The organism is Micrococcus sp. 116, from assembly GCF_902506395.1.
Lineage (GTDB): Bacteria > Actinomycetota > Actinomycetes > Actinomycetales > Micrococcaceae > Micrococcus > Micrococcus luteus.
Genome location: NZ_LR732370.1, coordinates 135,140 through 159,429 on the forward strand (window position 1 = coordinate 135,140; position 24,290 = coordinate 159,429).

The 24,290-nt window shown below is 71.9% G+C and carries 19 protein-coding genes; 12 read left to right on the forward strand and 7 right to left on the reverse strand.

What is annotated here, in order from left to right:
- Window positions 1-7: 7 nt before the first annotated feature.
- The 3 genes from mgtE to CITRIK5_RS00650 all read left to right on the forward strand — a co-directional run bounded on the left by mgtE (window position 8) and on the right by CITRIK5_RS00650 (window position 4,149).
- On the forward strand, window positions 8-1,360 hold the full coding sequence (gene mgtE / locus CITRIK5_RS00640) for a magnesium transporter (protein ID WP_101967362.1): 1,353 nt from the start codon (window positions 8-10) through the stop codon (window positions 1,358-1,360).
- Window positions 1,361-1,399: 39 nt separating this feature from the next.
- Window positions 1,400-1,852: a hypothetical protein gene (locus CITRIK5_RS00645; RefSeq protein ID WP_228070504.1), complete on the forward strand. Its 453-nt coding sequence runs from the start codon at window positions 1,400-1,402 to the stop codon at window positions 1,850-1,852.
- Between the two features lie 74 nt (window positions 1,853-1,926).
- Window positions 1,927-4,149, forward strand: a complete 2,223-nt coding sequence (locus CITRIK5_RS00650; RefSeq protein WP_101967361.1) for an NADP-dependent isocitrate dehydrogenase — start codon at window positions 1,927-1,929, stop codon at window positions 4,147-4,149.
- Between the two features lie 145 nt (window positions 4,150-4,294).
- Here CITRIK5_RS00650 and CITRIK5_RS00655 read toward each other — a convergent pair whose 3' ends face one another.
- Complete coding sequence (locus CITRIK5_RS00655; protein WP_123244107.1) at window positions 4,295-4,888, reverse strand: methylated-DNA--[protein]-cysteine S-methyltransferase; 594 nt, start codon at window positions 4,886-4,888, stop codon at window positions 4,295-4,297.
- Window positions 4,889-4,960: 72 nt separating this feature from the next.
- On the opposite strand from CITRIK5_RS00655, the gene CITRIK5_RS00660 reads away from it, so the two are divergent.
- Window positions 4,961-6,559 (forward strand): TIGR01777 family oxidoreductase, encoded by a 1,599-nt coding sequence (locus CITRIK5_RS00660; protein WP_095353387.1) that lies wholly within the window; start codon window positions 4,961-4,963, stop codon window positions 6,557-6,559.
- 46 nt (window positions 6,560-6,605) lie between these two features.
- Here the strand turns inward: CITRIK5_RS00660 and CITRIK5_RS00665 are convergent, their stop codons facing one another.
- A complete protein-coding gene (locus tag CITRIK5_RS00665) occupies window positions 6,606-8,453 on the reverse strand; it encodes a glutaminase (RefSeq protein ID WP_095353388.1) in 1,848 nt (615 codons plus the stop codon).
- 207 nt (window positions 8,454-8,660) lie between these two features.
- Here CITRIK5_RS00665 and CITRIK5_RS00670 point away from each other — a divergent pair, with 207 nt between their 5' ends.
- Window positions 8,661-8,951: a hypothetical protein gene (locus CITRIK5_RS00670; RefSeq protein ID WP_135019429.1), complete on the forward strand. Its 291-nt coding sequence runs from the start codon at window positions 8,661-8,663 to the stop codon at window positions 8,949-8,951.
- Window positions 8,952-8,967: 16 nt separating this feature from the next.
- Here the strand turns inward: CITRIK5_RS00670 and CITRIK5_RS00675 are convergent, their stop codons facing one another.
- Window positions 8,968-10,221, reverse strand: coding sequence for an IS256-like element ISMlu1 family transposase (locus tag CITRIK5_RS00675; RefSeq protein WP_095353390.1), 1,254 nt, complete (start codon window positions 10,219-10,221; stop codon window positions 8,968-8,970).
- 109 nt (window positions 10,222-10,330) lie between these two features.
- Here CITRIK5_RS00675 and CITRIK5_RS00680 point away from each other — a divergent pair, with 109 nt between their 5' ends.
- Both CITRIK5_RS00680 and CITRIK5_RS00685 read left to right on the forward strand, forming a co-directional pair.
- Entirely contained in the window at window positions 10,331-11,950 is a 1,620-nt protein-coding gene (locus tag CITRIK5_RS00680) for a hypothetical protein (protein WP_135019428.1), read from the forward strand.
- Window positions 11,950-12,951: a glycosyltransferase gene (locus tag CITRIK5_RS00685; protein ID WP_159832863.1), complete on the forward strand. Its 1,002-nt coding sequence runs from the start codon at window positions 11,950-11,952 to the stop codon at window positions 12,949-12,951. Before CITRIK5_RS00680 ends, CITRIK5_RS00685 begins: the two co-directional genes overlap by 1 nt.
- A gap of 483 nt (window positions 12,952-13,434) precedes the next feature.
- Here the strand turns inward: CITRIK5_RS00685 and CITRIK5_RS00690 are convergent, their stop codons facing one another.
- Window positions 13,435-14,274, reverse strand: coding sequence for an ATP-grasp fold amidoligase family protein (locus CITRIK5_RS00690; protein ID WP_095353464.1), 840 nt, complete (start codon window positions 14,272-14,274; stop codon window positions 13,435-13,437).
- A 112-nt stretch (window positions 14,275-14,386) separates the two neighbouring features.
- Here CITRIK5_RS00690 and CITRIK5_RS00695 point away from each other — a divergent pair, with 112 nt between their 5' ends.
- From CITRIK5_RS00695 to CITRIK5_RS00715, 5 genes are all read left to right on the forward strand, one after another.
- Entirely contained in the window at window positions 14,387-17,074 is a 2,688-nt protein-coding gene (locus CITRIK5_RS00695) for an ATP-dependent helicase C-terminal domain-containing protein (protein WP_159832865.1), read from the forward strand.
- 86 nt (window positions 17,075-17,160) lie between these two features.
- Window positions 17,161-18,465 carry an extracellular solute-binding protein gene (locus CITRIK5_RS00700; protein WP_060974376.1) on the forward strand — a complete coding sequence of 435 codons (1,305 nt, stop codon included), beginning with the start codon at window positions 17,161-17,163 and terminating at the stop codon, window positions 18,463-18,465.
- The gene (locus CITRIK5_RS00705; RefSeq protein ID WP_041102962.1) at window positions 18,462-19,433 is read left to right on the forward strand and encodes a carbohydrate ABC transporter permease; all 972 of its coding nucleotides are present in this window, start codon (window positions 18,462-18,464) and stop codon (window positions 19,431-19,433) included. The genes CITRIK5_RS00700 and CITRIK5_RS00705 overlap by 4 nt, the downstream gene beginning before the upstream one ends.
- Window positions 19,430-20,317 (forward strand): carbohydrate ABC transporter permease, encoded by an 888-nt coding sequence (locus tag CITRIK5_RS00710; RefSeq protein ID WP_041102960.1) that lies wholly within the window; start codon window positions 19,430-19,432, stop codon window positions 20,315-20,317. The genes CITRIK5_RS00705 and CITRIK5_RS00710 overlap by 4 nt, the downstream gene beginning before the upstream one ends.
- Window positions 20,318-20,352: 35 nt before the next feature.
- On the forward strand, window positions 20,353-21,645 hold the full coding sequence (locus CITRIK5_RS00715; RefSeq protein WP_159832867.1) for an ABC transporter ATP-binding protein: 1,293 nt from the start codon (window positions 20,353-20,355) through the stop codon (window positions 21,643-21,645).
- 28 nt (window positions 21,646-21,673) lie between these two features.
- Here the strand turns inward: CITRIK5_RS00715 and CITRIK5_RS00720 are convergent, their stop codons facing one another.
- The 3 genes from CITRIK5_RS00720 to purU are packed head-to-tail and all read right to left on the reverse strand — an operon-like array spanning window position 21,674 to window position 24,185.
- Complete coding sequence (locus CITRIK5_RS00720; protein ID WP_230956267.1) at window positions 21,674-22,669, reverse strand: D-isomer specific 2-hydroxyacid dehydrogenase family protein; 996 nt, start codon at window positions 22,667-22,669, stop codon at window positions 21,674-21,676.
- A 33-nt stretch (window positions 22,670-22,702) separates the two neighbouring features.
- Window positions 22,703-23,224 carry a gamma carbonic anhydrase family protein gene (locus tag CITRIK5_RS00725; protein WP_036314590.1) on the reverse strand — a complete coding sequence of 174 codons (522 nt, stop codon included), beginning with the start codon at window positions 23,222-23,224 and terminating at the stop codon, window positions 22,703-22,705.
- 55 nt (window positions 23,225-23,279) lie between these two features.
- On the reverse strand, window positions 23,280-24,185 hold the full coding sequence (gene purU / locus CITRIK5_RS00730) for a formyltetrahydrofolate deformylase (RefSeq protein WP_036314586.1): 906 nt from the start codon (window positions 24,183-24,185) through the stop codon (window positions 23,280-23,282).
- Window positions 24,186-24,290: the final 105 nt, after the last annotated feature.

Here is a 24,290-nt window from a genome sequence, read left to right on the forward strand (position 1 = left end):
CGAGGCGATGACCCGCCGCGAGGTTGAGAGCGTCGAGGACCGCATCCGCGAGCACCTGCGCAGGGACGACCTCGACAGCGCGGTCGAGCTGCTGCGCGCGCTGTCTCCGGGCGACGCGCTCGAACTGCTCGACCGCTCCGAGCCGCGCATGGTCCCCGTGCTGTTCCGGCTCCTGGACAAGTCGACGGCGGTCCACGTCTTCGCGGCGATGGAGACGGGCCAGCAGTCCGACCTGGTGCGCCAGCTCCAGGACGGTCAGGTCCAGGACCTCTTCGCCGAGCTGCGGGTCTCGGGCCAGGCCCGGCTGCTCGACGAGATGCCGGCCACCGTGGCCCGGAAGATGCTCGCCGGGCTCGACGCCGAGGCGCGCGGCGAGGTCGGTCGGCTCCTGGGCTACCCGGCGGACTCGGTGGGCCGCCGGCTGCGCATGGCGCCGGTGCGTCTGCGCGAGGACTGGACCGTGGCCGTGGCCCTGGAGAACCTCCGGGACCACGGCGGCCGGGAGCAGGCCGCCATCGTCTCCGTGCCGGTGGTGAGCCCGCAGGCGCGCCTGACCGGCGTCGTGGACGTCTCCGTCCTGGTCACGCAGCCGCTCGACGCGCGGGTCTCGGAGATCATGCGGGAACCGGTGTCCGCGGTCGCCACCGAGGACGCCGAGGAGGTGGCCCGGCTCTGTGCGGACCGCCGCCTGTGGACGGTCCCCGTGACGGACTCGGAGGGGCGCCTGATCGGCGTGTTCACCGTGGCCGACGCCCTCGAGGTCCTCGACGAGGAGTCGACGGAGGACGCGGCGCGCGCCGGTGGTGTGGAGCCCCTCGGCCGGCCCTATTTGGCGACCTCCGTGCTGGCGCTGATGCGCTCGCGCATCACGTGGCTGCTCGTGCTCGCGGTCGGCGCCACCCTCACCGTGCAGGTGCTCGGCGTCTTCGAGGACACGCTCGAGGAGATGGTCGTCCTCTCCCTGTTCATCCCGCTGATCATCGGCACCGGCGGCAACACGGGCAACCAGGCGGCCACCACGGTCACCCGGGCGCTCGCCCTCGACGACGTCCGGCCCCGCGACGCGCCGCGCGTGATGTTCCGCGAGCTGCGTGTCGGCATGGCCCTGGGCGGGTGCATCGGCCTGCTGGGCCTCGTGATCGCCGGGCTCGTGTTCTCGTGGCCCGTCGGTCTCGTGATCGGGGCGACGCTGTTCACCGTGTGCTCCTTCGCCGCCACCGTCGGCGGTCTCATGCCGTTGGCGGCCCGCACGATCGGCGCCGACCCCGCCGTGTTCTCGAACCCGTTCATCTCGACGCTCGTGGACGCCCTCGGCCTGGTCGTCTACTTCTTCATCGCCCAGGCCGTGCTCGGCATCTGAGCCGACCACGATCCACGCCGCCCTGCCTACACTGGCCGCATGATGCACGACGGGCCCTGGGGTGGCATGGGCGGCATGATGGGTGAACTCATGGTCGGCAGCGGCTGGCTGGCGCTGCTGGCGTGCCTCGTGCTCGGGGGCTTCGCGCGCGTCCCTCTGCGCGCGGCCGGCGAGCGACGGGCCGAGGGGCAGCCGTGGGCCGTCCCCGGGGCGGTCGGCTTCGGGCTGCTCGCCGTGGCGGTCGTGGTGGCCCTGGCCGCGTGGGGCACGTTCTTCGGGTTCATGGGGATCACCTTCACCGCGGTCACCGCCCTCGGCGCCTGGCAGTCGTTCACCGAGGGGGAGCGGCGACGCCGGCGCGAGGCCGAGCAGGTGCGGCATGCGGCCCGCCTCGGCGAGGCGTTCCGGGGCGGGCCCGCCGGACCGGCCGCGGGCGCTGACGCCGAGCCACACGAGCCACACACGGTGTGGCGCGTCCGAGACGCCGGGTAGATTGGCGGCGAGTCACCCGTTCCCTGCCGACGAGGGCCGCGTCTCGAGTGCGGCCAGAAGGAGAGATCATCCGCATGTCGAAGATCATCTACACGCTCACGGACGAGGCGCCCATGCTGGCCACCGCGTCGCTGCTGCCGATCGTGCGCGCCTACGCGGGCACCGCCGGCGTGGAGCTGGAGACCCGTGACATCTCGCTGGCCGGCCGCATCCTCGCCGCGTTCAAGGACGTCCTGCCCGAGGAGCAGCGCACCGCGGACGCCCTCGCCGAGCTCGGCGAGCTCGTGAAGTCCCCCGAGGCGAACGTCATCAAGCTGCCGAACATCTCCGCCTCCGTGCCGCAGCTGCGCGCCGCGATCAAGGAGCTGCAGGCGGACGGCTACGCGCTGCCGGAGTACCCGGACGAGCCGAAGACCGACGAGGAGAAGGACGCGAAGGCGCGCTACGACTCGGTCAAGGGCTCCGCCGTGAACCCGGTGCTGCGCGAGGGCAACTCGGACCGCCGCGCCCCGAAGGCCGTGAAGGCGTACGCCAAGCGCTTCCCCCACTCGATGGGCGAGTGGACCCCGGACTCCAAGACCGCCGTCGCCACCATGGGCGCGGACGACTTCCGCGCCAATGAGCAGTCCGTGACCCTGCCGGCCGCCGACGTGCTGACGATCGAGTTCACCGACGAGGACGGCAAGACCACCGTGCTCAAGGAGGGCCTGAAGGTCCTCAAGGGCGAGGTCGTGGACGGCACGTTCATGTCCGCCAAGGCCCTGGACGCGTTCCTCGCCGAGCAGGTCAAGCGCGCCAAGGAGGAGGGCATCCTCTTCTCCGCGCACCTGAAGGCCACCATGATGAAGGTCTCCGACCCGGTGATCTTCGGCCACGTCGTGAAGGCCTACTTCTCCGAGCTGTTCGAGAAGTACGGCGAGCAGCTGGCCGCCGCCGGCCTGTCCGCGAACAACGGCCTCGCCGCGATCGAGGGCGGCCTGGACAAGCTCGACGCCGAGACCGCCGAGGGTGTCCGCGCGGCCATCGCCGCCGCCTACGAGAACGGCCCGGACGTGGCCATGGTGAACTCCGCCAAGGGCATCACCAACCTCCACGTGCCCTCCGACGTGATCGTGGACGCCTCCATGCCCGCCATGATCCGCACCTCCGGTCGCATGTGGAACAAGGACGACCAGACCCAGGACACCCTGGCCGTCATCCCGGACTCCTCCTACGCCGGCGTCTACCAGGCCGTGATCGACGACTGCAGGGCCAACGGCGCCTACGACCCCACCACCATGGGCACCGTCCCGAACGTGGGCCTCATGGCGCAGAAGGCCGAGGAGTACGGCTCGCACGACAAGACGTTCATCATGGACGCCGCGGGCACCGTGGCCGTGAAGAACTCCGCCGGGGAGACCCTGCTCTCCCACGACGTCGAGGCCGGCGACATCTGGCGCGCCTGCCAGACCAAGGACGTCCCGGTGCGCGACTGGGTGAAGCTGGCCGTGACCCGCGCCCGCGCGTCCCAGACCCCGGCCGTGTTCTGGCTGGACGAGACCCGCGCCCACGACCGCGAGCTCATCAAGAAGGTCGAGGAGTACCTCAAGGAGCACGACACCGAGGGCCTGGACATCCGCATCCTCTCCCCGGTGGAGGCCGCCAAGCTCTCGGTGGAGCGCATCCGCCGCGGCGAGGACACCATCTCCGTGACCGGCAACGTGCTGCGTGACTACAACACGGACCTGTTCCCGATCCTCGAGCTGGGCACCTCCGCGAAGATGCTCTCGATCGTCCCGCTGCTCAACGGCGGCGGCCTGTTCGAGACCGGTGCGGGCGGCTCCGCCCCGAAGCACGTGCAGCAGCTGGTGGAGGAGAACCACCTGCGCTGGGACTCCCTCGGTGAGTTCCTCGCGCTGGCCGTGTCCTTCGAGCACGAGGCGGTCGCGAACGAGAACCACCGCGCGCGGGTCCTGGCGGACACCCTGGACGCCGCCACCGGCACCCTGCTGATCGAGGGCAAGTCCCCGAAGCGCAAGGTCGGCGAGCTGGACAACCGCGGCAGCCACTTCTACCTGGCGCTGTACTGGGCCCGCGAGCTGGCGAAGCAGACCGAGGACGCCGAGCTGGCGGCCGCGGCGAAGCCGGTCGCCGAGGAGCTGGAGGCCCAGGAGGAGACCATCCTGGCCGAGCTCAACGGCGTGCAGGGCTCCCCGGTGGACCTGGGCGGCTACTACTGGCCGGAGCTGGAGAAGGTCACCTCCGTGATGCGTCCGTCCGCGACGCTCAACGCGATCGTGGACAAGCTCTCCGTCTGACGATCTGAGCGCCTGGGGCCGGGCCGCGTGCGTGGAGCGCGCGGCCCGGCCCCTTCTCGTGTCCGCAACGCGGGTTGAGTTGTCACGGGTGTTCGAGCCCCGGACCCGTGACAACTCAACCCGCGTTGCCCGGGGGGAGGGGTGGTCAGCCCGCGCGCGCCGCCTCGTGGGCCAGCAGGGCCTGCTTCGCGGCGGTGCCGTAGAGGTAGTGGCCGGCGGCGCCGTCGGCGCGCACCACGCGGTGGCAGGGCACGACGACGGCCACCAGGTTGGCGGCGCACGCCCCGCCGGCGGCACGCACGGCCCGCGGAGCCCCGCACCGCTCGGCCAGGCCGCCGTAGGTGGCGGGGGAGCCGGGGGCGATGCCGCGCAGCTCCCGCCACGCCCGCTGCCGGAACGCGGTGCCCGGCTGGGCGACGTCGAGGGCGTCCAGCGCGGCCACGTCCCCCGCGGTGTAGGCGGCCAGGGCGTCGGCGACGGGCTGGGACACGCCCGGGCGCGGCTCCACGGGGCGCGGGTTCATCTCGCGGTCGGCGGTCTCCGGGTCCAGGGCCACGAGCCGGTCCATGAGCGTCTCGAGGAGGCGCCCGATCGCGGCGGCGGGGGGCTCCGAGTCCTCCGGCACGGCCACGCCGGAGGCGCGCACCGTCTGGTCCTCGGGGGAGAAGACGGCCACGAGGGTGAGCTCGGTGGCGGGCAGGGCGGCGGCGGTCCAGCGCAGCTCGGGAAGCAGGTCCATCCCCTCATTGTCCTGCACGGCCCGGCCCGGACAGGTGTTCGCGCGTCCTCTCCCTGTGTCAGGCTGGCGTCCATGACCGAGATCCGCGTCTTCGAGCATCGCACCCTCCTGCGCCACCCGCGTGAGGTGGTCTTCCGCTGGCTGGAGAACCCCGGCGCGCTGGAGCGGCTCACCCCGCCCTTCGCGGGCGAGGTGGTCCAGGGACCCACGGACGGCCTCCGCGTGGGCTCCGAGTCGCGGCTGCGCATCCAGGCCCCCGGGGCGGCCGGCCTGTTCGCCGGCGCGGCCCACGGGATGCTCACCGGCCTGCTGCCGGACGCCGTCGCCTCCCGCCTGCCCGGTGGGGCCGCGCCCGCGGTGCCGTGGCGGGCCCGCCACACGGCCTACGAGGAGGGCCGCATGTTCCGGGACGAGATGGTCTCCGGTCCCCTCGCCTCCTGGCGGCACACCCACCTGCTCGATGACGCCGCGCCCGGTGAGGCGGACACGGCGGACGGCCGGCGCGGCACGGTCGTGACGGACCACATCGAGTACGCCCTGCCGGGGGAGTCCCTGGTGGCCCGCGTGCCTGCTCTGGGCAGCGCGGCCTCGCGCCGCACCCACGAGGCCTTCGAGGCGGAGCTGGGCCGCCAGTTCGCCTATCGGGCCCGCGTGATGGCCGATGACCTGGACTTCCACGCCGCCCATCCCGGCCCCCTCGTCGGCGGGCCGGCTCGCACGGTCGCCGTGACGGGGTCCGGCGGACTGATCGGCCGGCAGCTCTGTGCCCTGCTCACCACCGGCGGCCACCGCGTCATCCGGCTCGTGCGGAGCCCGAAGAAGGCCGGCGCGCTGGACGCGGCGCTGTGGGACCCCGGCCGGGAGACCGTGGACGAGGACGCCCTGGCCGAGGCCGACGTCGTCGTGAACCTGGCGGGCGAGCCCATCGCCGGCCGGTTCTCGGACGCGCACAAGGAGGCCGTGCACGACTCGCGCGTGCGCGGCACGCGCACCCTCGTGGACGCGCTCGCCCGGATTGCCGCACGGGAGGGGGACGACGCGCGGGTGCGGGCACTCGTGAACGGCTCGGCGATCGGGTACTACGGGGCGGACGCGGGCACGGGCCCGTTCGGCAGCGGCCTCGTCGAGGATCTGGAGCCCGGGGACGACTTCCTCGCCGAGGTCGTCGCGGACTGGGAGGCCGAGGCCCGACGCGCCGAGACGTCCGGCATCCGGGTGGCGATGCTGCGGACCGGCGTGGTCCTGAGCCCGGCCGGGGGCATGCTGCAGCAGGTGCTGCCGCTGTTCCTCGCGGGGCTCGGCGGCCCGGTCGCGACCTCGGGCGGGGAGAGCCACGACGGCAGCCCGTGGCTGAGCTGGATCGGCGCGGATGACATCGCGGGGGCCTTCGCCCACGCGGTGCTCGACGACGGCGTCACCGGCCCGGTCAACGCGGTGGCGCCCGAGCCGGTCACGGCGAAGGAGTTCGCCACCGTGCTCGGGCGGGTGCTGCGCCGGCCCGCTCTCATCCCGGTGCCCGAGGCCGGGCCGCGCCTGCTGCTGGGCGAGGAGGGCCGGGTGGAGACCGTCGCGGCGGACCAGAAGGTCGTGGCGGACCGGCTGGTCTCCTCCGGCTACGAGATGCGCGACCCCGAACTGGAGGGCGCGTTGCGCCACGTCCTCGGGCGGTGACGGGGGTGGGGGCAGCGTCCCACGGGGACGCTGCCCCCGCGGGTCGTCAGTCCTGCAGCGCGCCGGTCTCCCGGATGAGCTGGCCCAGCGCGGTGAACGCGTCGCGGGCCAGCGCCTCCCACAGGGCCAGGGCCAGCTGGGGGAAGCCCTCCTGGAGCGCGACCATCACCTGGGCGGTGAGGACTCGCGCCGTGACCGGCCCGCGCGCGCGGACGGTGGAGGGCTGGCGGCCGGGCTGGCCAAGGGCCATCTCGCCGAACGTCATCCCCGGGGTGAGCAGGGTGCGGCGCACGCGGCGGCTGCCCGTGCCCTGGCCCGAGAGCTCCACGGTGCCGGAGACGATCACGTAGATGCCGCCGAACGGCTGGCCGGCGCGGCGGATGATCTGGCCGTCCGAGTAGACCCGCTCGTCCATCATGGACTCGAGCAGACGCGCGTCGTCCGCGGAGAGGTGCTGCAGCAGGGGTGCCACGGCCGCCTCCTGGGCGTCCCGCGGCAGCAGGTGGGGGGCGTGCCGGGAGAGCAGCCGCTGCTCGGCCCACTGGGCGGCCCGCGAGCGGGAGTCGAAGAACACGAACTGCGCGCCCTCGGCAGCGGGGTCCACCCCCTCGGCCTCATCCTGCAGCGGCTCGGGCAGGTCCACCTCCACGGACTCCTCGACGGCCGCCATCAGCTCCTTCATCTCCGCGGCGTCCCGGTCCACGACGACGACGTCGAGCCCGTTGCCCAGCGCGCGGGCGAACCACTGGGCCACCAGCAGCCGGGCCGGACGGGAGATGGAGCTGACCGAGCGCATGTCCACCACGAGCGTCTCGAGGGCCTCCGGCAGACCGCGGCTGACGCGGGCGATCGCGTCCACCTGGCTGAAGCCGAGGTGACCGCCCAGCTCCATGACGTGCACGGTGTCCGCGAACCGCCCGAGCGCCTCGAGGACGACGGCGCTGCGCACCGTGCCCGAGGGGGCCTGGTCGATCCGGTAGTGGGTGCGCAGAGCCGCGCGCGGGGAACCGGTGACCACCGACGGGTGCAGCTCGAAGTCCTCGACGAGGGTCCGCAGGGCGGCCATCGCCGCGGCGCCGAGCCCGTTCTCGTCCGTCGTGTCCGACTGCAGCGCCAGACCGAGGTGGCCCGGCACCACCACGAGCACCGTGCCGCCGCGCGTGGACGCCCAGCCGGGCTGGCCGACGTCGTACGCCCACCGGGAGTCCCGGGTGTCCATGCCGCAGGAGTCCATCACGGAGAGCACACCGCGGACCGTCTCCTCGCTCAGCACACGGTCCCCGGTGACGGGGTGGACGCCACCGTGCGCGAGGGTGCCGGCGAGCAGGGCGAGGTCCTCCACGGTCACGGCGGCGGCACGCACCGTGGCGATGTCCTCGAGCAGCGTCTCGGGGTCGGCGTCCAGCGTGTCGAGGGACTTCATCAGCCAGGCAGCGGACCGGGTGTGGTGCTGGGCGCGGTTCTCCGCCCGTGCGGCCGACTCCGTGACGGTGACCTCGCGGTCGAACAGTGCGAAGAGCAGCTGCATCATGCGTGCGGTCCGGTCGCGGCCACCGCGGCCCTTCACCAGGGAGGCCGTGGCCACCGCGCCCGCGTTCTGCAGCGGGTTGTGCGGCAGGCCCGTGGCGGCGTCCACCTCGACCCGGTGGTCCAGGTCGCGCACGGGGGCGGCTCCCACGCGCTCGCCCACCCGCACCGCGCCGAGGTCCTCGAGGGCCTGCGCGTGGAACAGGGGAGAGGCGAGCGTGGCGAGCGGCACGGGCGTCATGGATCCGGAGACGTAACGGTGTCCGTCCACCATGAGCATCGCGACGCCCAGCCCGTCCGGGACCTCCCCCTCACCCGCGTGGGCCGACGTGAGGCGATCGAGGTGCTCCTGGACGGGTGTGGTCATGGGTCACAGCCTAGTCAGTGGGACAGTCCCGGGACAGCGTGGCGGAGGCGGTGACGAAAGCCCATCTGTCGCGCCGGTACATGATTAGTCGGCCGTCACGTAAGTTGAGTCATGCCGCCCGCGGGCGGCACCGTCCGCTCGACAGAAAACCGATGGAAAGCAGGGTCGATGATTCTTCCAGTTGATGCCGGAGGGCCGGGGGTTTCCTTGACCGATGTCTCCGACCTCACCTACCGGACTTCGGTCGTTCCGGGCGAGCTCCTCAGTGTGGCGATCGGCCACGTCAACGACGCGGACGCGCGAGCGGCGGCGCTGGTGCAGCTGCGGTTTGAGGACGCAGCTGGAGATCGGGTGGAGATCGCGGGGTGGACCCACGTCTCGCCGAGCCTGGGGGAGTACCGGTACCTCTCCGCCGGTGAGGGCCGGCGTGTCACCGCCTTCGACGTCACGGTGCCGGACGGCGCGGGTCAAGTCCCGAGTAGTGGTGTAACGCTCTGATCCTCCATTGGTGCTGCTAGGCGCTGAGTTCGAGGGTGGTTTCCGGTTCGGCGTTCACCTCGTTCCCGGTGTCGTCCACGGTGGTGAGGCGGCAGCGGGCCAACACCTCGAGGCCGAGGTAGCGGCGGCCCTCGGCCCACTCATCGGTCTGCTCAGCCAGCACCGCCCCGACCAGGCGCACGATCGCTGCCCGGTTCGGGAAGATGCCCACGGCGTCGGTGCGACGCCGGATCTCGCGGTTGAGCCGTTCGGCCGGGTTGTTCGACCAGATCTGGGTCCACACGTCCTTGGGGAACGTGGTGAACGCCAGGATGTCCGCCCGGGCACCATCGAGGTGTTCGGCCACCGCGGGCAGCTTTTCGCTGACGTAGTCCAGCAGCCGGTCGAACTGGGCGTCCACGCTGGCGGCGTCGGGCTGGTCATACACCGAGTGCAGCATGGCCTTCACGGCCGGCCACATGGACTTGGGGGTGATGCCCATCAGGTTCGCCGCGTAGTGGGTCCGGCACCGCTGCCAGGTCGCTCCGGGCAGGTTCGCGGCGATGGCGTCCTTGAGCCCGGTGTGGGCGTCGGAAGTGACCAGGCGGACTCCGGTCAGGCCCCGGGTCACCAGGTCGGCGAAGAACTCGTTCCACGCCGACCCCGTCTCCGAGGTGGCCACCCGCAGGCCGAGGACCTCGCGGTGGCCGTCACCATTGACCCCGGTGGCCAGCAGCACCACGGCGTTGACCACCCGGCCGCCCTCGCGGACCTTCATGCTCAGCGCGTCGGCGGCCACGAACGTGAACGGCCCAGCCTCCCCGAGCGGGCGATGACGGAAGGACTCGACCTGCTCGTCCAGCTCGGTGGCCATCCGCGAGACCTGGGACTTCGACAGCGCGTTGATCCCGAGGGTCTTGACCAGTTTGTCCATCCGCCGGGTCGAGACCCCGGCCAGGTAGCAGTCGGCGACCACCGTGATCAGCGCGGATTCGGCCCTTTTGCGGCGCTCGAGCAGCCACTCCGGGAAGTACGTGCCCGACCTGAGTTTGGGGATCGCCACGTCCAGGGTCCCGACCCGGGTGTCCAGGTCCCGGTGCCGGTACCCGTTGCGCTGGGTAGCTCGGCCCGGGGTGGGTTTACCCCATTCGGCGCCGACCACCGCGTCGGCGTCAGCGGAGAGCAGGGAGTTGATCACGGTCTGCAGCAACGAACGCATCAAATCCGGGGGTGCTTCGGACAGGGCTTCGCCGAGCAGGCCGGCAGGGTCGACAATATGAGGAGCGGTCATCGTGATGACTCCGTTCGAGGATTCTGTGGAAGGTTGACTCGAAGGATCACACGGTGGCCGCGTCCACATCCGGAACGACGTGCCCAGTCACCGTGCGCTACACCACTCTATGGGGCACTACTACGGCGCGGCCCATCTTGTGCTGCAGGGGCACGCCTGGAAGCCCGAATTCCCCGTACGAGTGGACAGAGACGCGACGGTTCTTCACCACGTCCACCCGCTCGAGACGCCTTCCACCCCGTTCAGCCCGGATACGCGAGTGCGCGTATGGGACTTCGTCCAGCACTTTCCTCTCAGCCCTGACGCGGCCTCCGTCGAGGGGGTCATCCGCTCGGATCTGCCCACCGAGGCGAGCACGGCTCTCCTCACCGTCGGCTTCCTGGACGAGGCCGGCCATCTGCTCCCCGGGCCCTCCGCCCTGTCGCAGAACCCGACGTTCGGGCCCTTCGTCCAGCTGCGGGGGGACGCGGCGGGGACACTCGAGACGCCGTTCCACATCACGGTCCCGCCGCACGCGCGCTGGATCCGCCTCCAGGGCCGCCGCGACTGGGGGAATGCCGACGTCATGATGCATGCGCAGATCGACCTGGCGGAGGTGCGCTCCTCCACGGCTGAGATCGACGCTTTCCTGGCGGAGATCCCGGAGGATGACACCCTGCTCGTGATAGACACCACGGCGCCTCCGCTGGGGCACGAGACGCTGTCGCTGCGGCCCAACAACTTGGCCCGGGCCTTCGAACGGGCCGGGATGTGGGTCGTGTTCCTGCCCTTCTCGTCACTCCAGCAATTCCCGGCGCGAGTGTCAGAACGAGTCCTCCAGGTCGCCCGCAAGGACTTCGGCAGGTTGGTACGCGGCCTGACCACCCGACGGCGATCCATGGGCGACACCTACATCTGCAGCTCCTTCCCCTCGATCGCGGCCGTCGCCCTCGGTACCCAGCTCAAGACCCTCGGGTGGCAGGTCGTCTACGAGTGCCGTGACGACATGGAGGAGTTCAATCGCGTGGGCTACTCCAAGTGGTATTCGCCGGCCCTGGAGCGTCAGATGCTGATCGTGGCCGACAAGGTGGTCAGCGTCAGCACAGCCCTCGACGCCAAGCTCGTGTCGATGTGGCCGGCCCTCCGCGACCACACGGTCATCCCGAATGCGGTCAACCGGCACGTCATCGACCAGACGGAGAGCCTGCGGACAGAAGACAGCTTCGAACGCCGTGAACATCTGCGGGTGGCCGGGTACGTCGGGCACCTGACGCCCTCGTGGTTCGACTGGCCCCTGATCGCTGAGGCAGCCCGCCGCATGCCGGAGACCGTCTTCGAGATCATCGGGCACGGTGCGCCCCAGGGCATGTCGCTGCCCTCCAATGTCCATCTTCTGGGCCCCCGTTCCCATGAGCAGCTGGCAGACATCGTCACCGGCTGGAAGGTCGGGCTCATCCCCTTCCTCGACATCCCGCTCACTCGATCAGTTGATCCGAACAAGATCTACGAGTACTTCGCTTGGGGTCTGCGCTGTGTCACCGCGCCCATGGGGAGTGTGGAGACGTACCCGTCGACCTGGGTCCATCGGGGAGTGGACGAGTTCGTTGAGAAGCTCGACGACGCCTTGAGCACACCATGGGCGCCCGGCGAAAGGGAGGCCATGGTCTCGTTCGTCCAGACGAGCGACTGGGACGACCGGGCCGCACGCCTGTTGTCCTACTACGGGATCACGACGAAGGGACGCGACTGATGCGCAAGCTCATCTTCTACCCCAACCTGTCCAAGGGCGGCGTCTCCGCCGTGATCCGGGGTCGGGCTCAGGCTGAGCCTGACGTCCAGTTCGACACCGTGTTCCTCCACGACCGCGGGGGTTCGGACGCGTTCTCCGACCTGGCCAACGTCCAGGTGCGTCTGGTCCAAGAGAGCAGGTCCGCGCCTTATCTGACGTACTTGGCCCACCAGTTCGACTATGAGTCCGTGTCTGTCCTCAGTCACCCGGCCTCGGCCAACGTGCTGTCAGCTCTGGATCACCTCGCCGTGACGTATGAGTTCCATTCGTCCAGCATCCCCGTCATCGAGAAGGAGCTCGGAGCGTTGGAACTGGACAGGCTGGCCGCCGTCGTCGTGCCCTCCCAGATCATGGCTCGTGAGATCCAGCCGCTGCTTCCGCGTCGTCTCCGGTTCCGCCTGGCGGTGGAGCCCAACCTCGTGGATGTCGAGACCTTCGCGGCGCAGGGGGCGGCGCGGTTCCTCGCCGACTCCGGATTCGCCGATGGGCCGGCCACCATTCCGCTGCTGTGGATCGGGCGGTTCGACCAAGGGAAGGCGTACGCGCACTTTTTGAGGGTCGTGGCGGCGCTTCCTCAGGAGTACGTGGGGCATGTCGTGGTGAGTCTGGAAGACGACCCACATCGCGCGGAGCGATTCTTCGCGGAGGCGGCGGGCCTGGGCGTCCTGGAGCGTGTGCGTCTCTACCTGAACCTCACCCCGCAGGCGCTCGGGGAGTTCTACCGCTCGGTCAGGGACGCGGACGGCTGGCTGGTGTCCACGTCGCTCAAGGAGTCCTTCGGGTACGCCGTGGCAGAGGCGACGAACACCGGGCTGCGGGTGGCTGCCTCAGACCTTCCGGTCTGGGACCTCTTCGCTGGCACCGGTCTGGTGCACCGTGTCCCCAGCGGGTCTATCGCGGACCTGGTGCGAGTCATCCGGGAGGGAGCGCCGGTCTCCGTGGGCGCCACAACGGCCGGGTGAGTGCATCGAGCGCCGCACTCGGGGCGGCAGGCAGACTTTCGCGACGTGCGTGAGTCTGACATGCACATCGACCGCGGCGATGAGAGAATTCGCATTGACTGCAGGCAGCGCAACATGTCGCGTTCTCTTTGAAAGGGAATTCTACCCCCCGGGCCTTGGAATGGAGCAGGGCCATGCGTTGCCCGGAGAAGAACCCCACCCCGCCCGGTGTCGACGCAGGCGTGGTTCGCGTTCCGTGTCCGAAGGTGGCTCGAGCATGCGGAATGCGTGGGCGGCAGATACCGCATCTCGGTTCGACCATGTGCCCAGCCGTGGTCCTGCCCGCCGTCACGGCGCCAGCTGATCGCCTTTCCGCCCCGGAAATCGCGACTCCTGGCCACGGTACGAATTGCCCCGAGTCCGAATCCGAACCTATAGCCGGTCTGCTCTCCGCGTGCGGACAGACAGTCGGGGGCATGGCCGTCTTGGCTCGCCCCCGGCCGATCAATTGGGCTTAGGTGCGGGGGCGAGAAGCGAGCCAGCGAGTCGCTTCTCCGCCACGCCCCACATTGCTCCCAGCCGAACAGCTTCTTCGGGAGCCATGAGTTTCCTGTTCTTGTAGAAGAAGGTGCCCGGGTAGAACGTGATCTCACCGAGCACCGGCCCGGCGGGGGTGTCGTAGAGATCCACGCGGCAGAATGCCGAGGGCACGGCGGTGCTCACACGGCGAGCCACGGCCAGGAGCGCCTCGGCCCCCTCCGGGGGTTCCGCCTCGTCGACGATGGCCTCCAAGTGGGTCACGCCCGGATGCACACCGAATCGGTCATGGACGTCCGTCATCGGTGAGAAGTCACCGTTGAAGTACGATGCTGCAGCGGGGCCGGCGATGTGGTCTTCCACCAGCACGAAACCGCACTCGCCTTGGAACATGTAGCACCGGACATCGGCCGGCGGAGTCACTCCGCGACGGTCACTCAGCAGCTCCTCGACGAGGAACTCGCCGGCATCGGGGCTCAGATCGTACCTGCCCTCGATCTCGCGCAGCGTCTCGATGAGCCCCGGAACTGTCACAGGCTCGTCCTTCACGAGGTCCCACAGGTCGGCCCCGCGGCGTTCGAGCAGATGCACGCCGATGGACGTGGAGGCGAAGCCAGGCTTGACGATGCACCGCTCGGGGAAATCGAACCGCTCGAGATCGGACAGCGGCCCCTTGAAGAGCTGTTCGGGAGTCCTGATCCCGATCTGCGCAGCGAACTGCCGGGTCGCGGTCTTCGCGCCCAGCCATCCCGGGACGCCGACTTCCCGTCCGTCCAGGCGATTCTGCATCCTGTCGAAGTAATCCATGGCCTGCGGCTCGTTCGCGCTCTGTATCACGTCGACAGTCAAGCACAAGCGCCCGCGACCCCAGTCACGCGGCGGAGACACAGCCGGGCGTTCTTAGTGACAATGGGTCCCGATGCCCACCCCCGTCGCCGTCCCCTCCGCCCTCTCCGCCGCCCTCGGCCGCCTCAGCGCCGGCCTGACGTTCGCCGCCGCCCTGCCCGACCTCGAAGCGGCGCTGGACGCGCGCGGGGCGGCCGTCGTCGAGGCGCCCCCGGGCACGGGCAAGACCACCGTGGTCCCGCCCGCGCTCGCGGTCCGGTTCGCGGACCACGGCGGTGGGCGCGTCCTGGTCACGCAGCCGCGGCGGGTCGCGGTGCGCGCGGCCTGGCGGCGGCTGCGCACGGCGGTGCTGGCCGCCGCGGCCGACGTGCTGCCCGGCGCCGACCCCGACGCGCAGGCTCGGCTCGCGGACGCCGCCGTCGGGTACGCCGTGCGCGGCGACGCGGTGGGCGGCGGGGCCTCGGCCGTCGAGTTCGTGACCCCGGGCCTGCTGCTGCGCCGCCTCCTCGCCGACCCCGGGCTCGATGGCGTGGACGCGGTGGTCCTGGACGAGGTCCACGAGCGGGATCTGGACACGGACGTGCTCTTCGCCCTCCTCGCCGACCTGCGGCAGCTGCGCCCCGAACTCGTGCTCGTGGCCATGTCCGCGACCGTGGACGCGGCGGCCCTGGCCGCCCGCTGGGCCCGCGGCATGGGGGAGGAGGCGCCCCTGCCCGTGGTCTCCACCCCGGCCGTGCTGCACCCGCTGCGCGAGGAGCACGCCCCGTTCCGCGGCCACCGCCTCACCGCCGAGGGCCGCGTGGACCGGGCCTTCCTCGACCACGTCGCGGCCACGGCCGCGCGCGCCCACGCCGAGGCGCTCGACGCCGACCCGACCGTGGACGCCCTCGTCTTCCTGCCCGGCGTGGCCGAGGTCGAGGCCGTCGCGGGGCGCGTCGCCGCGCTCGCCCCGGACACCGAGGTCCGCGTCCTGCACGGCCGCCAGGAACCCGCCGACCAGGACGCCGCGCTCGCGGGCCGCGCCGACCCCGCCGTGCCGCGCGTCGTCGTCGCGACGGCGGTCGCCGAGTCCTCGCTGACCGTGCCGGGGGTGCGCCTCGTCGTCGACTCGGGCCTGGCCCGCGAGCCGCGCCGGGACCGGGGGCGGGGCATGGCCGGGCTCGTCACCGTCCAGGCCTCGCGCGCGGCCGCCGGCCAGCGCGCGGGCCGCGCCGCCCGCCTCGGCCCCGGCACCGTGGTCCGCTGCCACACCGCTGCAGCCCTGGGCACCGCGCCCGCAGCCCCGACGCCGGCCCTCGCCGTCGTCGACCTCGCGCCGGTGGCCCTGGCGTTCACGGCGTGGGGCGCCCCGGGCGGCCGCGGGCTGACCCTGCCCGAGGATCCGCCGGCCGACGCGATGGCCGCCGCCGAGCGCACGCTCGCCTCCCTCGACGCGGTGGACGCGGACGGGCGCATCACCCCGCACGGCGCCGTCCTGGCCGAGCTGCCCCTGGACCCGCCGCTCGGCCACGCCCTCCTGCGCGCGGCACTGTGGACGGGGCCCCGCCCCGCGGCCGAGGCGACGGCGGCCCTCGCCCTGGACCTGCGCGCCCCCGGGGCCGACCTCGAGGCGCTGGTCGCGGCCGTGCGGGACGGCCGGCACCCGGAGGCCGGGCGCTGGCGTCGGGAGGCGGACCGACTGGAACGACTCGCCCGTCGGCACGCGCACCACTCCCTGGAGACGAGAGCGCCGGGAGAGCCCGGGCCCGAGGCGACGGCGGCCGCGCGCCGGCACCCCGCCGGCCTCGTGTCCGCCCTGGCCTTCCCCGCGTGGATCGCCCGACGCGCGGGGGAGGCGGGCGCGTACCTGCTCGCCTCCGGCACCCGCGCGGCCCTGCCCCGCGACGCCGCCGGCGGCGGCCTGGCGGGGCAGGAGTGGCTGGCCGTGGCCGAGGTCGCCCGTGTGGCCGGGGACGCGGCCGGCACGGGTGCCGCGATCCGCGCGACCGCGCCGATCGACCGGACGCTCGCCGAGCTCGCCGGCGCGGGCCTGCGGCGCACCGAGGACACCGCCGACTGGCGCGGGGACCGGCTCACCGGCCGCCGCGTGGACCGGCTGGGCGCGCTCGTGCTGGCGGAGACGCCGGCCCCCGTCGCCCCCGACGCCGCCGCGCAGGCCGTGCGCGCCGCACTCGCCGCCGACGGCCTCGCCCGGTTCGACCCGAGCGGTCGGACCGAACGCCTGCGCCGCCGGGTGCACCTGCTCCACCGCGTCCTCGGCGCCCCGTGGCCGGACCTCTCGGACGCGGCGCTGCCCGGCCTGGACGCGCTGGTCGACGGGCTTGCGGCCGACCTGGCCGCGGGGCGGTCCCTCGCACGCCTGGACGCCGAGGCGCTGCTGCGCGGCGCCCTGCCCTGGCCGGAGGCGGGCCGGCTGGACGAGCTCGCCCCCGAGCGCCTGCCCGTGCCGAGCGGGCGCGCCGTCGTCGTGGACTATCCGGCCGTCCACGAGGACACCCCGCCCGTGGTCGCCGCCAAGCTGCAGGAGTTCTTCGGGGCGCGTGTCACCCCCGCTGTCGCGGACGGTCGTGAGCCGGTGGTCCTGCACCTGCTCTCCCCGGCAGGTCGCCCGCTCGCCGTGACCGCCGACCTGCCCTCCTTCTGGGCCGGCCCCTACGCGCAGGTCCGCGCTGAGAACCGGGGGCGCTACCCCAAGCACCCGTGGCCCGAGGATCCCGCCGCCGCGGAGCCGACCGCCCGGACGAACCGCCGCGCCCGCTGAGAAAGGGGTCCGCGAAACGTGCAGGAATCGCTGTGATGCGTGATGATGGCCGTCACATCCGACTCGCATCGATTGAGGTTCCACTTGTGAGACACGACACGCGGGCACGTCAACGGCGCCGGGCCACGCTGGCCGGCGCCGTCGCCGCGGGCGCGCTGATCCTGGCCGGGTGTGCTCCGGCCGAGCAGACGCCCACCCTGACCTGGTACACCAACCCCGACGACGGCGGGCAGGCGAAGATCGCCGCCCAGTGCACCGACGCCGCGAACGGCCGGTACAGAGTCGAGACGTCCATGCTTCCGACGGACGCCGCCTCCCAGCGCGAGCAGCTGACCCGCCGCCTCGCCGCGGGCGACACGTCGATGGACATCATGTCCCTCGACCCGCCGTTCGTCCCCGAGCTCGCCGAGCCCGGCTTCCTGGCCCCCGTGCCGGAGGAGATGCAGGCGTACGCGAAGGACAACGCCCTGGAGGGCGCGCTCGCGGCCGCCAGCTGGAAGGACGAGCTCGTCACGGTCCCGTTCTGGGCCAACACGCAGCTGCTCTGGTACCGCAAGTCGGTCGCCGAGGCAGCGGGGCTGGACATGTCCCAGCCCGTCACGTGGGACCAGCTGATCGAGGCCGCCCGCAGCCAGGACAAGGACCTGGCCGTCCAGGGCGCCCGTGCCGAGTCCATGACCGTGTGGCTCAACGCGCTCATCGAGGGCGGCGGGGAGCAGATCGTCCCCAACGCCGAGGCGCCCACGGACGAGGTCACCACGAACCTCGACTCCGAGGCCGGCCGCACCGCCGCCCGGATCATCTCCACGATCGGCAAGGAGGGCCTCGGCAGCGCCGGCCTGCCGACCCAGGACGAGAACGCCTCCATGCTGCTCTTCCAGGGCAAGAACGGCTCGTTCATGGTCAACTGGCCGTTCGTCTGGCCGGCCACCCTCGGTTCCGTGGAGGAGGGCTCGCTGCCGGAGGACCTGCCCGAGGACATCGGCTGGGCCGTCTACCCCCGCACCGTCGAGGGCAAGGACGCCGCGCCGCCCGTGGGCGGCATCAACCTGGGGGTGGGCGCGAAGTCCGAGCACCAGGACCTCGCCTGGGACGCGATCTCCTGCATCACCACCACCGAGCACCAGAGCCAGTACTTCGTCGAGAACGGCAACCCGCCCGCCGACCCGGCGGCCTACGACGCCCCCGAGGTCGCCGAGAAGTACCCCATGGCGGACACCATCCGGGAGTCCCTCGAACTCGGCGCCCCGCGGCCGCAGACCCCGTACTACAACGAGGTCTCCACCGCGATCCAGCAGCGCTACGCGCCGCCGTCGGGCGTCTCCGAGTCCACCCCGGCCGAGACCGACGACTTCATCCAGGAAGTCCTGAGAGGGGAGCGTCTGCTGTGAGCCACGTCGACACCGCACCCGCCGCATCCACCCCGCGCGCCGCCGAGGGTCGTCGCCCCCGCCGGGTGAAGTCCCAGCGCGCGAAGTCCGAGGCGCGTCTCGGCTGGCTCCTGGCCGGCCCCGCGTTCTTCGTGATGCTGTTCGTGGTCCTGTACCCGATCCTGCAGGCCCTCTACGACTCGCTGTTCAAGTACCGGCTCACCGCGCCGGGCGACCGCGAGTTCGTGGGCCTGGGCAACTACGGCGTGATCCTCACGGACCCCGTGTTCTGGAAGGGCCTCGGGGTGACCCTGCTGATCACCGTGGTGACCGTGGTGGTCGAGCTCATCCTCGGCTTCCTGCTGGCCCTGGCCATGCACCACGCCATCAAGCAGACCCGCGGCCTGATCCGCACGATCATCCTGGTGCCGTACGGCATCATCACCGTGGTCTCCGCGTTCGCGTGGTTCTACATGTTCTCGATCGACTCGGGCTACATCAACGCCTGGTTCGAGTGGCTGCCGGGCGTCGACGCGGACCTGAACTGGTTCGCGCAGGGCAGCACCGCGCTGTTCGTGATCATGCTCTCCGAGATCTGGAAGACCACCCCGTTCATCTCCCTGCTCCTGCTGGCCGGCCTGGCCCAGGTGCCGGGCGACCTCACCGAGGCCGCCTCCGTCGACGGCGCCTCGTGGTGGCAGCGGATGAAGCTGGTCATCCTGCCGAACATGAAGGCCTCGATCATGGTGGCCGTCCTGTTCCGCGCGATGGACGCGTTCCGCATCTTCGACTCCATCTACATCATGACCAACGGCGCCTACGGCACCGAGGTCCTCTCGCTGCTGGCCTACCGCACGTCCATCGGCCGGCTCGAGATCGGCATGGGTTCGGCGGTCTCCGTGATCCTGTTCCTGTGCGTGGCCCTCATGGCGGTCATCGCCGTCAAGGGCTTCAAGGTGGACCTGGCCGACCGAGGAGGTTCCAAGTGAGCACCGCCGCATCCGCTCCCGCCCCCGAGGGCCGCGCGCCCCACCGTCGCGGCACCGGGAAGGCCACCGCACTGTGGTGGATCCTCACCGTCGTGATCGGCGTGTGGTGCCTCTTCCCGCTGTTCTCGATCTTCGCGACCAGCTTCAAGACGCCCGCCGACCTCGCCAACGGCAAGCTGCTGCCCACCCAGTGGTCCACGGTGAACTACGAGGAGATCTTCGTGGGCGGCTCGCGCGAGCTGTTCCTCACGGCGCTGCGCAACTCGATCGGCATCACCGTGATCGCCACGATCATCGCCGTCATCCTGGCCACGCTGTGCGCCTACGCGATCGCCCGCCTGGACTTCCCGGGCAAGCGGATCGTGCTCACGGTGTCCCTGATGGTCTCGATGTTCCCCGTCATCTCCCTGGTGACGCCGCTGTTCAACATGTGGCGCACCCTCGGGCTGTACGACACGTGGGTCGGCCTGATCATCCCCTACCTGTCCCTGACCCTGCCGATCTCCATCTGGACCCTGGCCGCGTTCTTCCGCCAGATCCCGTGGGAGCTCGACCAGGCCGCGCAGGTGGACGGCGCCACCCCGCTCGAGGCGTTCCGCAAGGTGATCGTCCCGCTGGCCGCCCCCGGCGTCTTCACGACGGCGATCATCGCCTTCTTCATCGCCTGGAACGACTTCGTGTTCGGCATCTCCCTGACCTCCACCGAGACCGCGCGCACCGTGCCCGCCGCCCTGGCCTTCTTCACCGGCGCCTCGCAGTTCGAGTCGCCGACCGGGGCCATCTCGGCGGCCGCGATCATCGTGACCATCCCGATCGTGATCCTGGTGCTGGCGTTCCAGCGTCAGATCGTGGCCGGCCTGACCAACGGCGCGGTGAAGGGCTGAGGCCCGCACACGAGACCTCCTGAAAGGACCCCCCGATGGCCTCCATCACCCTGAACCACATCGACAAGACCTACGACGACGGCTTCCACGCCATCAAGGACGTGAACCTGGAGATCGAGGACGGCGAGTTCGTCATCCTCGTGGGCCCCTCCGGCTCCGGCAAGTCCACGCTGCTGCGCATGATCGTGGGCCTCGAGGACATCACCGACGGCGAGATGCTGATCGACGGCCGCCGCGTGAACGAGGCGGCCCCCAAGGACCGCAACCTCGCGATGGTGTTCCAGAACTACGCGCTGTACCCGCACCTGACGGTGTACGAGAACATCGCCTTCCCGCTGCGGCTGATCAAGGACAACAAGCCCTCCGAGGAGGAGATCGACCGCAAGGTGCGCGACGCCGCCCGCGTGCTCGAGCTCGAGGACCACCTCGGGCGCAAGCCCGGCAACCTCTCCGGCGGCCAGCGTCAGCGTGTGGCCATGGGCCGGGCGATCGTGCGCGAGGCGGACGCGTTCCTCTTCGACGAGCCGCTGTCCAACCTGGACGCCAAGCTGCGCGGGCAGATGCGCGCGGAGATCTCGCAGCTGCAGCGCCGCCTGGCCACGACCTCCGTCTACGTGACGCACGACCAGACCGAGGCCATGACCCTGGGCGACCGGGTGGCCGTGCTCAAGAAGGGCGAGCTGCAGCAGGTGGCCAGCCCGCGCGAGCTCTACGAGCAGCCGCTCAACCTGTTCGTGGCCGGCTTCATCGGCTCGCCGTCGATGAACTTCCTGCCCGCCTCGCTGAAGCAGAAGGAGGGCGGCCACGTGCTGTCCTCGCCGATCGGTGACATCCCGGTGCCGCCCGAGAAGGCCCGCGCCGCCGAGGGGCGGGACATCGTGTTCCTCGGCCTGCGGCCGGAGTTCTTCGAGGACGCCGAGCTGGTGGAGGACAGCCGCCGCGACCGGGGCTCCACCTTCGACGCGACGCTCACGCACCTGGAGTGGCTGGGCCACGAGCAGTACGGCTACATCGAGTTCGAGCCGGACCCGGCCGTGGCCGAGATGCTCTCCGCGCTGGCCAAGGACCTGGATGCGGATGAGCTGCGCCCCGTCGTCGTGGCCACCCTCTCCGGCGAGTCCCGCGCCCGGCCGGGCACGCCGACCCGCCTGTGGGTGGACACCACGCGGGTGCACCTGTTCGACCCGACGACCGGTGAGAACCTCACCCGCGACCCGGAGGTCGGCGCCGAGCTGACCCGCCGGGCCGGCGAGGAGCGCCGCCGCCAGATCGAGATGGCGGCCGAGCGTGACGCCGCCGAGCACGAGGCGGACGCGCCGCGCCGCTGAGCCGGCGCCGCGGGACGCCGGGGGCGGGTCAGTATCCGCCCTCGGCGTCCACCAGGCCCTCCAGCTCCGTCCCGGCCGCGCGGGCCCGCAGGTTCCGCTCGACCCGCGCGTGGAGCAGCGGGACGCACATCTCCGGGGTGTCCGCCGTGTGCGGCGTGATGAGGGCGCGCTCCTCGGTCCAGAGCGGGTGGCCGTCCGGGAGGGGCTCGGGGTCGGTGACGTCCGTGCCGTAGCCGTGCAGCCGGCCCGCCGCGAGGGTCTGGACGACGGCGTCCGTGTCCACCAGCGCCCCGCGGGCGACGTTCACGAGCACGGCGTCCTCGTCCAGGAGGGCGAGGCGGTCGGCGTCGAACATGCCGCGGGTCTCCTCGGTGGCCGCCGCGGCGATCATCACGACCTGCGCGCCGGGCAGGACCTCGTCGAGGCGGTCGGTCGTGACGGTGCGGTCCGCGCCGGGCACGTCGCCCGCGCGTCGGCGGACCGCGGTGACGTGCACGTCCCAGGTCTTGAGCAGGCGGATGTACTCCTGTGCGATCCCGCCGCCGCCCACGACCACGGCGGTCAGGCCGTTCAGGGTGCGACCGGAGGAGGGGCCCCATGTGGTGGCGCGGACGCGCGCGGGCAGGTCCCGCAGCAGGGCCAGGGTGAGCAGCAGCGCGTGTTCGGCCACCGGCGGCGCGTACGTGCCCTTGGCGGACGTCCACACGATGTCCGGGCGGCTGCGCACGAGGGGGACGAACGGCTCGATCCCGGCGAACGGGAGCTGCACCCAGCTCACGTGGGGGTGGGCGGCCAGGGCCGCGGCGAGCGCATCGACCGGGATCGGGCGGACCATCAGCAGGGCCGTGGCGGAGGTGTCGCCCTCGGCCACGGCGGTGCCGCCGACGTCGGCCACGGCCTGCTCGGCCAGCCGCCGGGCGTGGGCGTAGGGGGTGTCGGCGACGTCCTGCGCCGCGGGGAGGATGAGCAGGCGCTCGGGGACGTCGTCGGGTCGGGTGCGGGGGAGAGTGGAAGTGGTGGGCATGGTGCCCACCGTCCCACATCCTCCGGGCCTGGTTCAGCCGGCGACGGCGTCCCGGTGCGCGGCGGACAGCCGCAGGTAGGTGGCCGCGTTCTTCTTGAGGCCCTCCCGCTCCTCGTCCGTGAGGGGGCGGCGGACCTTCGCGGGGACGCCCGCCACGAGCGAGCCGGCCGGGACCTGCGTCCCCTCGAGCACCAGGGCGCCGGCGGCCACGAGCGAACCGGCGCCGATGACCGCGCCGTTCATCACCGTGGCGGACATGCCGATCAGGCAGTCGTCCTCCACGGTGGCCCCGTGCACCACGGCGGAGTGGCCCACGGAGACACCGGCGCCCAGGGTGCACGGGAAGCCCTCGTCCGCGTGCAGCACCACGTTGTCCTGCAGGTTGGTGCCCGCCCCGACGCGGATGGGGGCGGAGTCACCGCGGGCGGAGACGCCGTAGAAGGCCGAGGAGCGCTCGGCCATCTCGACGTCGCCGGTGATCGCGGCGGTCGGGGCGAGGAAGACGGACTCGTGGATGCGCGGGGTGGCACCCGCGACGGTGATGATGTGGGCCATGCCACCAGCCTAGGCGGGCAGGACGACGGCGCCGCGTGGCGCCGTCGTCCCGGGCTCAGCTGAAGACGACGGTCCGCCGGCCGTCCGCGAGGACGCGGTGCTGGGCGTGCCAGCGCACGGCCTGCGCGAGCGTGGAGCCCTCGACGTCGCGGCCGCGGGCCACGAAGTCGGCGGCGGTCTGGGCGTGGGTCACCGGCTGCACGGACTGCGCGATGATCGGGCCCTCGTCCAGGTCGGCGGTCACGTAGTGGGCGGTGGCGCCGATGAGCTTCACGCCGCGTTCGTGCGCCTGGTGGTAGGGGCGGGCGCCCTTGAAGGAGGGCAGGAACGAGTGGTGGATGTTGATGGCCATCCCGGCCAGGTCCCGGCACAGCTCGTCCGAGAGGATCTGCATGTAGCGGGCCAGGACCACCAGCTCGATGTCGAACTGGGCGATCAGATCGCGCAGCCGGTCCTCCGCGGCCTCCTTGGAGTCCCGGCTCGAGGGGTCCTTCGAGACGGGCACGTGGATGAAGGGCACGCCGTAGAAGGAGGCGAGCGGCTGCAGGTCCAGGTGGTTCGAGACCACCACGGGGATCTCGATGGGCAGGGTGCCGGCGCGCTGCTGGAAGAGCAGGTCGTTGAGGGTGTGCCCGTCCTTGGAGCACATCACGAGGGTGCGCATGCGCTGCGCCGCGTCCCACAGGCCCATGCGCATGCCGAACTCCTCGCGCACCGGCGCGAGCGCCTGCTCGATGTCCTCCCGCGTGGCCGGGGTCACGAACTCCACGCGCATGAAGAAGTCGCCGGTGTCCGGGGAGTCGTACTGCTGCGACTCGGTGATGTCCGCCTCCACGCCCAGCAGGGCGCCCGTCACGGCGTGCACGATGCCCTTGCGGTTCGTGCAGGCCAGCGTGAGCACGCGGGCGTGCTCCGCGCCGGAGGCGGGGGAGGGGCTGGGGGAGAGGGCTGCCGTGTCCATGGCGTCGATGGTAGGCGGTGCCGGCCGCGCGGAACCGCGGGATGACGGGGCTGATCCCTGGTCGGGGGGCCGGGCCCCGTGTCATCCTCAAGACCAGGTTCCCCG